A 15,144-nucleotide genomic window follows, 5' to 3' on the forward strand; every position below is an offset into this window, starting at 1 on the left:
TTTTAGAAATTAAGATTTATACCAAATGTAAATATTCTCGGAGTCGGGTAATAATTGGTACCCGAATCAAACGTATTTCTTTCCGGATCATATCCTTCATACCCTTTTTTCCACATAATCGTAAACAGGTTCTGGGCATTCGCATATACGTACAACCGTTGCATTTTTAGCTTTGAGGTAATCCATTCAGGGAACGCATAACCTAATTGTAAGTTCTTCAATTTCAAGAAATCGATACGATGCACCCAAAATGAGGAGTCATACGTGTCCCATGAAGAGTCAAACCGAAGCATCGGTATATTTGAGTCCGGATTCTCTGGGCTCCACGCATCCCGCCATTTATCAGAAATAGTCAGCCATTCGTATTGCATACGGGTCATGCCGCTCTTCGTAAACGCATTCGCCTGTCCCAAACCTTGGAATAAGATATTTAAGTCAAACCCTTTATAGCGTAAGCCGGCAGTAAGTCCATACGTAATTTTAGGAATCGTATTACCAAGTACTTGTTTATCTTGATAGTCTAATTTTCCATCGTTATTAACATCCTCGTATTTCAGATTTCCCATTTCCGGCTTAAGCCCATTGCTATGCATATGTTGAGCGGCTTCTTCGTCCGATTGATAGATGCCAACCGCTTTATAGCCATACAAAGCCTTATACGGATATCCCTCACGAATCAAATAAAGCTGGTCCGGAGAGTTTCCTCCTTGAAATTTCGTTACTTTATTATCGATATACGTAAAGTTTAGTCCTACGTTAAATCCAAGGCGATCTCTGCTCGTCTCAAGATTATCATAATTCACGACTAACTCAAAACCATTATTTTTCATTTCGCCCACATTCTCAAACGGTGCGGTCTTATCCCCTAATACATTTGGTATTGGCAATTGAACGATAATATCGGTTGTCTTTTTATTGAAGTAATCAGCTTCAATATTCAACTTATTACCTAAGAAGCCCAAATCCACGCCAATATCCAAGGAAGAAGTAGTTTCCCAAGTAATATCCTCATCCACCAAAGCGGTTACGGCAGCACCCGGAGCCAATGAACCTCCATAATTATAACTCAAGTCATAATTTTGGGAGATCACTGTTAAATAAGGCCAATATCCTTCAATGGTTTGATTACCTAATTGTCCCCATGACGCACGTAGTTTCAAATTAGAAAACAGATTCAGGTTCTTAATAAACGCCTCTTCACTCAAACGCCATCCTGCAGAGAAACCCGGAAAAACACCCCAGCGATTTCCCCGTTTAAAACGAGAGGAGGCATCGGCACGGAGATTCATCTCAAATAAATATTTATCCGCAAAGGCATAATTCAATCGACCAAAATAAGATGCCATGCGTAGACCTTCAAAATTTCCCTCTCCCTTGATACCTTCCGTTCCCGCGTCCACTTGGGTTAATCCTTCTTTGGGTGGGTTGGTTCTTCGGGCAAATACGTTCTTTATACTGTAATTCTCCAATTGGGTACCAAGGATAGCGGCAACATAATGCTTATCCGCAAATCGCTTGCTATAGTTTAATGTCGCTTGGAAATTATTACGCATGGTCGATACTTGCTCTCTACTCAACACAATACCATCACGATTGTAATTTTTCGGTATCGTCTCTATGCCAGAATCCGTATATCCATAAAGGGTCTCATTATATTTATCAACCATTTTCCAATTGCCATTAGAGGCCCATGTTACTTGTAAGTTCAAGTCTTTCGTAAAATCCACGGTAGCGAAAGCATTTACAGCCATATAATCCTTGGATGTTTTAGTCGCCCCGTTCGAAGCGTCTATAACCGGCTGATAAGTCGTATACAATAAAGTGCCATCATCCTTAATCGCCTCTACTGAACCGAAACGGCCATCCCGGGTATATGGAGCGATGAAAGGAGCCGCGCCTTGTTGCTGTTCGAATACACGGAACAAATCAAAAGGCTCTTGGGAATTCCTACGAGTATAATTCAAACGAGCGCCAACTCTCAACCATGAATTCACTTTATACTCCACATTTGCCCGGATACCGAACCGCTCCGCCTTAGAGTTCATCAAAATACCTTCCTGACTCAAATAGTTCAAAGACAAGAAGGAAGATAGTTTCTCCGATCCACCGCGAATGGATAAATTATGCCCTGTTATTAAAGCATTCCGATAAAGAGAATCATACCAATCCGTATTCGGATATTTATAAGGATCTGTTCCGTTTGCGAAATTAGAGATCAATGTTTCCGAGAAAAGAGGGTTCTCTCCCCCATTCACCAAAGCTTGATTCGCCATAGTCATATGCTCGGCGCTATTCGTCACTAAATCAAAATGACGTCCGATCTGCTGCATTCCGACGTAAGAGTTCAACTCTACTTGGGTTTTCTCATTGTTCTTTCCCATCTTCGTCGTAACCAAAACGACACCGTTAGCGGCCTTTGATCCGTAAATAGCCGCACTAGCCGCATCCTTCAAGACTGTGATACTTTCGATGTCACTCGGGTTTACTTGGCTGAATACCCCTTCTACTCCGTCAATAATCACCAACGGGTCCGAATTATTCAATGTACCCCAGCCACGAATTCTCAATTGCGCTCCATCATCTCCCGGCTTACCCGAATTCTGGCTGATCCACACGCCGGAAACCTTTCCGGAAAGTGCTTGAGAAGCATCAGTGATCGGACGATTCGCCAATTCCTCATCAAATTTGACTGAAGAAACAGAACCTGTCAAATTTACTTTCTTCTGAGTTCCATAACCAACAACCACAACCTCATCCAAAGCCTGTGTATCCTCACGAACAGTGATTATTATTTCCTTATTTCCTTGAACCGGGATATCCTGCGGCATATAACCGATATAAGATACCTGCAAGACATCATTTTCCGAGGCCTCAATCAAGAAGTTTCCACCCAAATCGGTAATTGTACCATTATTCGTACCCTTCACCATCACATTTGCCCCGATTATCGGACTACCTAAGGCATCCACCACCGTACCTGTAATTTTATGAGGCGCTTTCCCCATCGGGGAACCAGCATTCTGCTTACTGAATAAGGCGATCTGCTTATTGGTGATCTCAAACGTAAGTTTCGTGGTCTTCAGCATAGAATGCAAGGCTGACTCAATCGGTTGGTCGGATACGCTCAAACTTACTTTCTGACCCAAGTCGATTTTATTACCGTCATAGAAGAACGTGTAACCACTGGCAACCTCTATTTTTAAGATCGCCTCCTTCAACGGTATATTCGAGAATGAAACGGATATTTTCTTGCCTGCAACCTCACCGGCTAACAAACGTAAAGAAAAGAATAGAAGAAAGAATATCGCACATAAACGGTTTCTTCCTTTCATAAATTGTCTTTTATTCTTCATATATTTGCATGATATTTAAAGTTAACATCTTTACGGCTTTACACAAACGGCCAAATTTGAGATAAGCTGTAAATAGATTTTAATTTGAATCAGGGATTTCTCCCGGAAGGCTTAAGTTTCTGCTTAAGCCTTTTTCTTGCATATTATCCGGTTTATCTCATAGGCATTATTTTTTAGAAGGTTCGACATGTGTTATTTTTACGTGATCATTCCCATCGAACATATAGGAAATCGGATTGATACGGGACATGATCCGCAAGATCACTTCCAGCGATTCATCCTTGATTGTAAAGGTATAGGCTTGCGAATCCGGAATGGAAGGATCTACCTCAATCTTCACGTTATACCATTTCTCCAGATAGCGGGTGATGTATCGTAATGATTTCGCCTCAAACCTCACACTCTCGCTTGCCCAGAATGAGTCATAGAACATATCGGCTGAGGTTATATCCAAAGTTCTGTATTTCTTGCTCACGGAGGCTCGCTCGCCCGGATGCAGATAAGCCTCTTGCCCTCCGGCCTCTAAGGATACAGAACCTTGGAAAAGTGTAACCAAGATATTTTCCTCCTTTGAGTAAGAGTTTACGTTAAAGCGGGTTCCATGTACCCTCACTTTCACCCCGGAAGTTGATACGACAAAAGGATGTCGACTATCTTTTGTCACATCAAATAAGGCTTCCCCGCTTAAATCCACCTCACGATTCTCAAAGAAGTTCACCGCATATCGCAAAGAGGAACCCGAGTTTAGCCAAACCACGCTACTATCCGGCAATATAATCTTGGATTTACCACTTAAAGAGGAATAAGACAATTTGCAGGAAGAGTCCGTCCAATATTCCGTCTTGTTATATAAAAAAGAAAAAGTGAGCGAAAGCACCAATAACACTGTAGCTACAGATACCGCCATCCAAAACTTCCACAATGGCACAGATTTCGGCTTTTCATCCTTCCGCAACATCCGGCTTTCCATTTGCCTCCAATAATAATCAGTATCTGGCGTATAGGTCGAAGTCTCCTCCCTAATCTCTCGCCACAATGATTCAAGTTCCCGGAACAGGAGCGTATTCCTTTCCTCTTGAAGCCATTCGCAGAACAGCTTCTCCTCCTTTTCATCCACATCGCCTTTCAAATGAGAGATAATGAATCGCCATGGTATATCTTTATTCATAAAGCATCATTTTTATAGTATGACACTTCAAAAGAGGATAACCCTACATGCTTTTTAGTATTTTTGTTGAAAAGAGAATATCACCACAAATAATGATAGGCATCTCCCAAGTAAGCCCGGATATGTTTCAAGGCTCGCGAGATATGTCCCTCAACAGCTTTTACGCCGATATTCATTTGATCGGCTATATCCTTATTGGATAAGTTCTCCATGCGGCTCTTGTTGAAAATGTCTTGGCACTTTGGGGGAAGAGATAAAATAGCCTCTTGAATCAAACGTTGTAATTCTCGTGTTTCTAAGGTATCATCGTTCTCAAAGCGTTCTAGGGATGAGAAATCATTTGTCGGGACAAAATGCTCGTTGTCTCTCAGATAGTTTAAGGCCCTATTTCGTGCGGACTGAAAAAGATAGGCTTTTATGGTTACTTGAATTTGCAATGTCTCCCGTTTTTCCCAGAAACCAGTGAATATATCCAATACGATATCTTCCGCCGCTTCCGGCTTCTTTATATATAAATGAACGAAACGGCATAAGGGAGCGAAATATAACTCAAACAAATGCTTAAAGGCCAGCCGGTCACCTGCCCTTATCAATCTCAAAATAAACAAATCGTCTATCAAGTCATCCATTACTCCATCCACCTTGTTTATCAACCTAAATGTTCGCTACAAAAGTAATGATTTGTTTGAGATTGAGAAGAAAAAACACGTACATAATACCCTATGAGTAACGTACGTGTTTCTACCAATCTTGTACAAGACAATTACAGATTAATTATCTGCAAAGTCTCCCCTTTTGTATTCAAGGCTTTCAGTGTCATAACTTTCCCTTTTTTCGACAAGATCATGACGGTCGCATTCTCCGGTCGATTCCCCCCTCCTATCACAACTGGGAAATTATTTCCTACGGAACCTTTTGGCCAATAAGCGAAACGATGTGTATGCGCATTTATACTTACATCGAACGGAGCTTTAGCCAGCAAGCCCCCCCACAAGTCCAAACAAGGAAGATAGCTTTTCTCAGACATACCATAAAGAGGGATATGATGTATCAAGACCTTCTTCGCCGCTTTTTTATAGGCTTTTCCTGATAGCTCAGCCTTTAAAAAACCAACTTGCTCCATACGTAAACCCGCAAAATCATTCAAGTCATAATATACCCAAGTTGAATCGGGTTTATCCTCACCACAGTCCAAGATAACGAAACGAGTATCCCCCCAGTTGAAAGCTCCATATGTTTTATCACCAACGTAATCAAAAAGCTCTCTTAACTGAATCGAGTAAGCATTTCGTATTTCATGATTTCCCCGCAAATAAAAAACAGGAACATTTTCCGCCTTGACCTTCTTATTCAAATAAGAAAGAAAATGAACTACTTCCGATTCGTTTCTAGGATCATCTATACAATCCCCATTAAACATTACAAAATCGTAATCAATCCCTTCTATTTGATCTGCCAACAGGTCTAACACCTCGTTTTTCTTATGCAAGTCATTAAATATCAAAGCCGTAAAATCCGTCTCCACCGAAGTAGGTATCGTAAATGAATAAATATCCGAATAAGCGGTTTCGCCAAATTCTTTCTTATAAGCCTCATATAGTGTTATTTCACGGGAACATACCCGATAATAATAAGTTTCTCCCGGTTTAAGACCTGTCAAGCGAACCTTATGATGCTTGTTGTTGCAAATAACCTGTCCGTCAACGATCGTCTCCGCACGTTCTCCCAAATTACGATCCGTACCATACTCCACCCAGCTATGTACAGGCACATTCGTAAACCAAGAGACCGTAATCCCATTCGACAGCGGATTCTGCAAATAAGGTTTTGTCCGGAAAATATCAGCCACACCCGCTTTCAATCGCACATCTACGAAAAGAGGCAAATGATCCGAGGCGATCGGTTCGTCATAAAGCACCTGACGACGTAAGACAGAATATTGATTTCCATTATCAAATCCATAAATAAAATCGATACACCGGTTCGGACTCTGGCCCGGAATCGTGTTATCCTTGTAATTGTTCAATGGCATAAACTTCTCTTGCAAGGCATTTTGAGTAGGAGAACCTTGGATAGAGTTCATATCTCCCGCCAAGAACAAAGGTTTACGTATATCTTTCAACGCATCAAGAATAATCGGAACCGATAGCACCTGATCCTCCTTCGTCAATGAAAAATGCGAACAACACATCACATACTCCTTAAACTCTGCCACCAACAACAAACGCCGCTCTTCCCTGCCGGGAAGGGGCAACATCCAATAGCTCAAAGGTTTCTCCTTCGACAAGATGCCAATACCATACTTTCCTCCTTGGTAATCGATCGAAGGCCCATAAGTATAATACATACGAGTACGATCCGCCAACTCTTTCAGTGCGAAAACACCATTACTCCGAACCGACGCACTATCCAACTCCTGCACAGCTATCACATCCGGATCTACCCGGTTCATGATATCCGCCACACGCTGATAATCCACCACTTCATCCATACCCCGGCAATTCCGCACATTATAAGACATCACACGAAGAGAATTCTCCTCCTTTGACTCAATGGTCGTTTTCTGCGCGCTTAACGTAAACAAACAACTCACCCATAAACAGGCTGCAAACACTACTGACCTTTTCATATTATATCCTTTTTTAACGAGTTGTAAAAATACAACCCGCTTTCCATTCCTCCAATCATATACCATCATTCCAACCCGGATTCTGTGTCAAATTCGTATTCAGCAAACGTTCCTGGATAGGTATCGGATATAGATAATCCTTTTTCTCATCCCAAGTCTTCTTGATATGAGGATTCACCACAATACATCCATGATTTCCATGTTCCAACGTAACATCACTATTCAGTTTCAGATACTGGATTCCTTTTCCTCCTAAATCAGGTTTCTCATTTTCATAGATACAGACATCAATATTGCCATCTCCATCCAAATCAAAAGGACCGATATTCGGGAAATACATACCCTTAAACTGCTCCGTAAAAGTAGCACCCTCTTTCCAGCGCATCATATCATCCCAACGGAAGCTCTCCATCACCAGCTCAATCCTACGCTCCCGACGGATCTCCAAGATCACCCCCTTGTTGCCACCGTTTACATGCGGATATTGTTTTTCCAAATAAGGATCCGGGTTTGCGTTAGCCTCCGCCATATTGATAGAAGGCATATCTACCCGATCTCTAAGCAGCTTAACCGACTTATCCAAATCGGCTTGTGTCAATGTACCTAGCTCAGCCTTTGCTTCCGCATAAATCAATAAAGCTTCCGCAAAACGAAACAAAGGCATATCATTTATATCCTTATTATTCGTATCCCACTTACGTTCCGTCACGAATTTAATCATCTGATATCCAGTCACGGTTGATCCAAACTCCTGCACCAAAGTTTCGTTCTCCCCAATTCGGGTATATCCCGGCGTACGTACCGTCTGGCTTAAACGAGGATCTCTACCTTTCATCTCTTCCGTAAAAAACATCGTATCATAGCCCGGTTGATCCGTAAAACGTTTTCCGTCACGCATCAAATAACTGTTTACGAGTCGTTTCTCCAAACCCGGACGACCGAAAGAGGCAGTCATTGTATAATAATTGAGATTATGATACACTTGGAACTCATCGCTATATCCACGAGCAAGGATCACCTCATCCTTAATAGCCTCGTGCGAAGCAAAAAAGTTCAGATAATCGCTTTCCGGTTTTCCCATACTATAAATCTTATACCCGCTCTTTGTCATCAACTCGTCCGCAGCACTCACCGCCTCATTCAGAAAACGCTCGTAATCTGGCAAATTAAACTCATCGTGATATTTCCGGAAAGTACCCTCATACAAACAGATACGTGCCTTCAACGCCAAAGCCGTCCAATGCGTAACCTCATTAACCTTTTTCTCCTCAGGCAAAAAGGCAATCGCATTATCAATATCGGCCAAAATATGATCCAGTACCTCCGTACGAGATGTACGCGACATCATCAAGCTCTCCTCATCTTTATCATTTAGGGCATGTTCATACCAAGGTACATCGCCAAAACGTTTCACCTTGTCAAAATAGAAGTAGGCTCTGAAAAAACGGGCCAAAGCATCATAACGAAGTCTAGCGGCCTCATCTACACATTTGGAGGAGTTATCCAAATAGAAATTTATATTCCTTAATTCCTCCCATGTCCACCCTCCATCATTAGTCGGTACGATCCGAGTCCCGCGGATTTCATCTGCCAAATCCATCTTGATAATATTATCTACTGCCTCACCATAAATATCACTAGCACTGGGCAATGCGTCATAAAAAGAATTAGAATAAAGCCGCAAATCGTTTTCCGTATCAAAAAAGGTATCTGGAGAAACAGCATCTAACGGATACTTATCCATATCACAAGCCGTCAAGCTAAGCCCTATCGTTATTATATAAAGTAATCTCTTCATTTCGAATAAGTCTTTAATTTATTAGTTAAAATGTAATATCTAAACCTACAGAGAATGTCTTTGACATCGGATAGCTTCGTCCGTTACTATCTGCCACCGGTTGCTCCGGATCAATATAATCTGTAACAAACGGAGTCCACGTAAGCAAATTCTCTCCACTTACATATAAACGGCAATGTTGCACAAAGACTTTTTTCATCCAACGATCAGGAAGCGTATAGCCAATAACCAAGTTCTTCAAACGCAAATAACCAATATTTTGAATATATTTGTCATTCGGATCTCTCAAACATCCACCACTATTCAATGCCGTATATCCTCTCAACAATGGGAAATATGCGTCCGGATTCTCCGGAGTCCAAACCAAGTCATTAAAATTCTTCGGAGTAAACGAGAAATAAGGATGCGAATAGGGTCCCCAGAACTTATCCGCATTTGCGCTTGGATACCAATCCCTACGGCCGATGCCTTGGAAGAAAGCCGAGACATCAAAACCATTCCAACTAGCATTCAAATTAAGTCCATAATTATAGCGAGGCTCTGAGTTTCCTATGATTTCCATATCACCCGGATCATCAGCGGTCTTCTTTCCCGGAGAAATCACACCATCACCATTCAAATCACGGAACTTCAAGTCACCCGCACGCAAATGTCCCCATTCACCCGGAGCCTTTTGAATCTGTGTATTTACCAACTTTTGATCAATCTTCCAGTTTGCGGCTTCTTCGTCTGTCTTAAAGAAACCATCGATCCGGTATCCCCAAATCTCACCAAAACGCTTGCCTTCATAATGATTTGCCAACAACTTGTTAGGATTGTCATAACGAGTAATTTCAGACACCGCATCACCTAGTACAAACGATACGCCATAATTGAACGGTTTTCCTTTCAAGTCGAATTGATCTTTCCAACTGACCACCAACTCATATCCCTTGGTTCGAAGATCTCCTGCATTCTGTTGTGGAGAAGCCGCTCCATATACTGCTGGCAACGTCTTTCCTGGTACTAACATATCTGTCGTATTACGTACATACGCATCACCTGATACGTTCAACCGACTATTCAAGAAACTAAGATCTACACCAACGTTTACAGTCGTCGCCTTTTCCCAAGTCAAGTTGTCGATAATCGGGTTCGGCGAACTTACGTTTTGCGTCTTCTGTCCATCTATCAACCAACTGGATAAGCTTGTATTCATTGTTTCGATATAAGGATAATAATTCGGCTTGCTTGAATTTACTGCCTGATTACCCAATGATCCAAAAGAAGCCCTGATCTTCAAGTTATTTACCACATCTTTTGCCTTTTCAAAGAAAGATTCCTCGCTTAATCTCCATCCAGCGGATACAGATGGGAAAAAGCCGTAACGCATACCCGATTTAAAACGAGACGTTCCGTCATAGCGGCCATTCACCTCTATCAAGTACCGATCATTAAAATCATAGTTGGCACGGAAAAAGGCACCAAACAAAGCATAATCGTACGCACCTCCACCAACCAACATATCTCCAGTCGCCAATTCCAAATCACTCAACGATTCTGATATTAAATTCTTTCGGGAAGCGAAAAGACGAGAATGTTTCTTATTCTCATAGTTTACACCCGCAGTCAAACCAACCGTATGTTTCCCAAACACCTGATTGTAATTAGCATAAACATTCGCCACATGCATCGGGTCAAACCACATTGTCTTCTTCAATTGATCCGTATTATAATTAGGAACTTCCTGCACAACACCAGGCTCAATAGAGTAAGTCGCTACCGTAGATCGATACCAATCGTCCGCTATATAAAACGAATAAGTATAATCCGCATTCAATTTGATATGTTTCGCAATATCAAATTCCAAACTGGTAGTTGTCGTAAACTCATGGATACCTTTCTCTCCTTTTGTTCCTCCATCCAACAACATCGCATAAAGTCCATCACCAATGGAATAATTATTTTTCAGCGTATTATAAGTAGCCGTACCATCTGGATTCACTGGTGCATAACAGGGTAAAGCATGTACCGTTACATACACAAAGTTAGGATTGCCTCCACCCTCGCGACCATAATAGGTGTAATTCTTGTCGTAATAGGAGGTATTGTTCGTTACCTTCAAGAATGGGAACAATTGCGCATTAATCTTACTACGGAAATTATAAGAGGTAAACTTATCCGTATTAATCTTCATAATACCATCTTTCGTATAGAAATTACCGGAGAGTAAGAAATTGATCTTCTCTGTACCACCGGATAAATTGATACTATGAGATTGAGAGGGCTGGTGAGAATTGAACACTGTATTCCACCAATCATAATTACCATAATAGTTATAGATATCTTTTCCGTTCACGTTCTTCACGACCGTCCAGGGTCTGGAAGGGTCTTCCGTCTTATCATATCGGCGAGCCTCTAATTCAGCCATATCCTCATCCGTATAACGAGTATAAGTATTACCCGTGGCACGACGGAAAGCCTCATCCAACAATGAAACCGCCTCATATCCAGAAGTCATAAAGTCCGTACGAACCGTTGGCTTGGATGTCGCAAAGAAAGTTCCATAGGAAACGCTCATCTTACCAGCCTTCGCACTCTTCGTTGTCACCAAAATCACACCAAACGCACCGCGAGCACCATATACTGCCGAAGCGGCTGCATCTTTCAACACAGACACAGATTCAATATCTTTCGGGTTCACACGGTTGATATCGCCTGGAACACCATCGATCAAGACCAATGGTTCGCCTCCATTAATTGATGCCTGTCCACGAACATTAATAGAACCTCCCGCACCCGGTTCTCCCGTAGAAAAGGTAATATTTACATTTGGCATGGTTCCTTGCAATATCTGAGTCGCATTCGACACTGGCCTATTTTCTAATTCTTTAGCTGTAACTTGAGCTACAGCCCCTGTCAAATTGACTTTCTTTTGTACACCATATCCAACCACAACAACTTCATCTAAGTTCTGGGTATCCTCCACAAGCTTTATATCAACTGTTGATTGATTTTTCACCGCAATCTCCTTGGTATTATAACCTATATAAGAGATTAAAAGTATATCTGAAGAAGAGGCTTCTATACTATAGTTTCCATCTAAATCTGTAATGGTGCCAGTGGTAGAACCTTTTACTATAACATTAGCTCCAATAATAGGTTCTCCATTCTGATCTGTTACTTGACCTGTTATTTTTTTTGACTGCTGATTAATCGGCTTATTCTCTATACGGTTAAACAAATAAATTTTTCCGCCATTCACCTCATAACCCAACAGCGTTCCTTCCGTCAATTTATCCAAGACCTGGGTAAGTTCCGCATTAGTAAAATTCAGACTTACCCTTCGATCTACATCCACAACTTGTTTACTATAAGCGACATTAAAACCCGTTTGATCTGTAATAGCCGCCAAAACTTTCTCCACTTTCGCATTCTCTAATGTTATAGAAACCCGCTGAGCCGAGGCGGTAGCCGTGAAACTCAGCAAGGATATGACTAAAAATAGAAAGGTTAACTTCATGGCATTCGGTATTTTCTCAATTAATATTAAAAGGCACCTACGCCGAGGGCTTTCTTGCTTTTCTTTCATATATTTGTATTGATTTTAATAGTTGGTATTAGAAATTTATTTTTAATACGACCGGCAGCCGAAAAGGGTAGGAGCTTTTCGGCTGTTCTTATGTTATCTATTTATGAGGAATCCATACGCATATCTATTTTAAGGTTAACACTCTGTTTCCTGCTCTCCTATCAAATAGACACACGACAAATCAAAAAGGATGAGTCGTTATAGCTAATTTTTTTATTTTTTCATCCGGACTTCTATCTTACCCCCTTTTTCCTCGAATAGTACAGGCGTGATTTTTTCCAATTCTTTTAATACCGTGGTCAAATTGACGCTATCGGTCGTTATCGTATACGTATATCGCAAAGCGGCAGAATCCTTCACGTCAAAGGATATATCATAAGTTCGAGCCAATGTTTTCATTACGTCCGATAAAGGGGCGCTCTTAAATACGAGCACATTACGTCTCCATGCCGAATACATCTTGACATCGTGGGAACGGAGTACCTCACAACGTCCGGAAGCCTTGTTATAAACCGCTTTTTCTCCCGGGCGTAATTGATAAGATTTGAAGGATCTTGATTTCAACTCGATAGATCCTGTCTCTAAAGCGACGAATATAGCTTCTTCCTCCGGATAGGCTTTCACATCAAAGGTAGTACCCAACACTTTTATATCCATATAAGAAAGATCCACGATAAAAGGCCGATTCTTGTTCTTGGCGACCTCGAACCAAGCCTCTCCTTCCAAATAAACCTTACGTTCGGAGAGACCGAATTTTTTCGGATAACGAATACGGCTTCCCGAATTCAAATGGACCTTACTTCCATCTTGAAAAAGCAGCTGCATGCGTTCCCCATTAGGTACGTACACCTCGTCATACCCACCATCCGCCAACAAATCCACTTGTGAGTTTATGCGTATGAAAAGTCCTATAATTAAAGCAATCGGTATAAAGACCGCAGCCGCATACGCTATAAAACGGCGTATTTTTTGTCGGCGGAGTTGCCGCATAATATTCTGATACATTACGGCTGAGGGTATCGGATGGTCGATCCATGCCTCTTCCTCCCCCATATGAATCGTTTTCTCATCCTGATCGATACGCTCAGCAAGCCATGCCTGTCCTTCCGGGGTCTTAAACCAACGAACAACCTCACAAGACTCCTCGGAAGTAGCCTCATTATTTAGCGTTTTCTCTATGATCGATAGATCGGGTATTTTCATATGCATTTCCTTTTATCAATTGACACGCAAAGCCATCAATAGGATGAGTTCCACAAATATAAAAGAAATAAAAATAGTCTCTCGAAATGTGCCCGCAGTATTTTTATCGCTTGCGCATAATGTGTTTTTACCGTGGGGACCGAGATATTCATCTTATCGGCGATTTCTTGATTAGAAAGATTCCCTTTCAGCTTATACAGACAGACTTGGCGTTTCTGCTCCGGCAAGTGATCGATCGCTTGGTAAAAATGAGACATCATATCTTGTTCCTCTATCTTTATAAGCAGTTCATCCTCATATTCCGGCGCTGATTGTACGATCTCATAATTTTTCTCTACGGCGCTATTATTATTCCGGATCTCATTTAATACGTGATTCTTTAGCATTGTATAGAGATAGTTCCTTAAATTCACGTTCACCATCAGTAGGGAACGTGCCTCCCACAATTTCAGAAAAACTTGCTGTACGGCATCTTCCGAAGAATATGTACTTTTCAAATATTTATAGGCCAACACATACAATAATTTATGATACCGCTCATAAATAACAGTAAACGCATCCTCGCTCCCCTGCCTCAATGAGGTGAGCAGATCTTCATCGCTCCGTATGGATTTCTGAAAAAAAGACATTCGAGAAGACTATATAATATACGATTCGCTATTTAACAGACGTTCCGCTTCCTCCTTCATGGCATCCGGCACCTGTGTAACCGCACCTTCACTGATCGATCGGATAAATTCCGGATACTCTCTACGATAAACATCCAACATCCGGTTCGCAAAAACAAACATCATCGTATATTGGATATTCGCCAGCCGATCACATATTTTTATAAAAGAAGCGAATTTAGTCTGCCGTATTCCTTGATAATACAGGTCATTCGCCCGTTCTCCCCGGTTTCGTCCTTTTTCATTCGTTAAGGCGTATACGATTTCCGGAACTTGGTCTTCCAAGTGCTGTCTCACGCCTTCCGGCAAGACAAAGCCTCCCCCCTTGAACTCTTTCAGGAATTTCACGACATCATTATAGGTCATCCGTGCATCTTCTATCGTATCATGCAGAAAAGCAGAGGCATACAATATCAGTATATCCGCCTCGGTCTCAGCTACCAGATATCCGTAGCGAGAGACATACGATACCGTCATTTTCAGATGAAATCCATAAGGCAACACATGATCATATTTCTGATTCACATCATCATGTATACGAAAAGCAGCCTTCTCCATACTGCAGATCCAAGGATAATAACGCTTTACTAGAGCGATAAATGATTGTTTTTCCATTCTTTCGATACTAAAGATTAATCTTTACGCATGGCAATAATACACAGTTCCGAAACCGCTGTTTCCGAAACGACGGTTTCTACAATGCGAAGATATATAAATAATCGAATTAAATCACTATATATCAAATTATTTGCCA

At 41.4% G+C, this 15,144-nt stretch carries 9 protein-coding genes; all 9 read right to left on the minus strand.

Annotated features, from left to right (window positions below; all coding sequences use genetic code 11):
* Positions 1-2: 2 nt before the first annotated feature.
* Positions 3-3,353, minus strand: a complete 3,351-nt coding sequence (locus ACYIA1_RS12275) for a TonB-dependent receptor (RefSeq protein ID WP_048927507.1) — start codon at positions 3,351-3,353, stop codon at positions 3-5.
* A gap of 166 nt (positions 3,354-3,519) precedes the next feature.
* Positions 3,520-4,521 carry a FecR family protein gene (locus ACYIA1_RS12280; RefSeq protein ID WP_005867187.1) on the minus strand — a complete coding sequence of 334 codons (1,002 nt, stop codon included), beginning with the start codon at positions 4,519-4,521 and terminating at the stop codon, positions 3,520-3,522.
* Positions 4,522-4,601: 80 nt separating this feature from the next.
* Positions 4,602-5,150, minus strand: coding sequence for an RNA polymerase sigma-70 factor (locus ACYIA1_RS12285; protein WP_005867186.1), 549 nt, complete (start codon positions 5,148-5,150; stop codon positions 4,602-4,604).
* Between the two features lie 134 nt (positions 5,151-5,284).
* Positions 5,285-7,150 carry an endonuclease/exonuclease/phosphatase family protein gene (locus tag ACYIA1_RS12290; RefSeq protein WP_005867184.1) on the minus strand — a complete coding sequence of 622 codons (1,866 nt, stop codon included), beginning with the start codon at positions 7,148-7,150 and terminating at the stop codon, positions 5,285-5,287.
* 55 nt (positions 7,151-7,205) lie between these two features.
* A complete protein-coding gene (locus tag ACYIA1_RS12295) occupies positions 7,206-8,948 on the minus strand; it encodes a RagB/SusD family nutrient uptake outer membrane protein (protein ID WP_005867182.1) in 1,743 nt (580 codons plus the stop codon).
* Positions 8,949-8,973: 25 nt separating this feature from the next.
* Positions 8,974-12,519, minus strand: coding sequence for a TonB-dependent receptor (locus tag ACYIA1_RS12300; protein ID WP_480335409.1), 3,546 nt, complete (start codon positions 12,517-12,519; stop codon positions 8,974-8,976).
* Between the two features lie 213 nt (positions 12,520-12,732).
* Complete coding sequence (locus ACYIA1_RS12305) at positions 12,733-13,722, minus strand: FecR family protein (protein WP_005867179.1); 990 nt, start codon at positions 13,720-13,722, stop codon at positions 12,733-12,735.
* Positions 13,723-13,757: 35 nt separating this feature from the next.
* Entirely contained in the window at positions 13,758-14,351 is a 594-nt protein-coding gene (locus ACYIA1_RS12310; RefSeq protein ID WP_005854082.1) for an RNA polymerase sigma factor, read from the minus strand.
* 9 nt (positions 14,352-14,360) lie between these two features.
* A complete protein-coding gene (locus ACYIA1_RS12315) occupies positions 14,361-15,005 on the minus strand; it encodes an HD domain-containing protein (protein WP_008779959.1) in 645 nt (214 codons plus the stop codon).
* Positions 15,006-15,144 lie beyond the last annotated feature (139 nt).

The organism is Parabacteroides sp. KHUB-02 (genome assembly GCF_056640955.1).

Bases quoted from the DNA above. Each gene is read 5' to 3' on its own strand.
- ACYIA1_RS12305 (WP_005867179.1), bottom strand. From the start codon at position 13,722: ATGAAAATACCCGATCTATCGATCATAGAGAAAACGCTAAATAATGAG.
- ACYIA1_RS12290 (WP_005867184.1), bottom strand. From the start codon at position 7,150: ATGAAAAGGTCAGTAGTGTTTGCAGCCTGTTTATGGGTGAGTTGTTTG.
- ACYIA1_RS12310 (WP_005854082.1), bottom strand. From the start codon at position 14,351: ATGTCTTTTTTTCAGAAATCCATACGGAGCGATGAAGATCTGCTCACC.
- ACYIA1_RS12275 (WP_048927507.1), bottom strand. From the start codon at position 3,353: ATGAAGAATAAAAGACAATTTATGAAAGGAAGAAACCGTTTATGTGCG.
- ACYIA1_RS12300 (WP_480335409.1), bottom strand. From the start codon at position 12,519: ATGAAAGAAAAGCAAGAAAGCCCTCGGCGTAGGTGCCTTTTAATATTA.
- ACYIA1_RS12285 (WP_005867186.1), bottom strand. From the start codon at position 5,150: ATGGATGACTTGATAGACGATTTGTTTATTTTGAGATTGATAAGGGCA.
- ACYIA1_RS12280 (WP_005867187.1), bottom strand. From the start codon at position 4,521: ATGAATAAAGATATACCATGGCGATTCATTATCTCTCATTTGAAAGGC.
- ACYIA1_RS12315 (WP_008779959.1), bottom strand. From the start codon at position 15,005: ATGGAAAAACAATCATTTATCGCTCTAGTAAAGCGTTATTATCCTTGG.
- ACYIA1_RS12295 (WP_005867182.1), bottom strand. From the start codon at position 8,948: ATGAAGAGATTACTTTATATAATAACGATAGGGCTTAGCTTGACGGCT.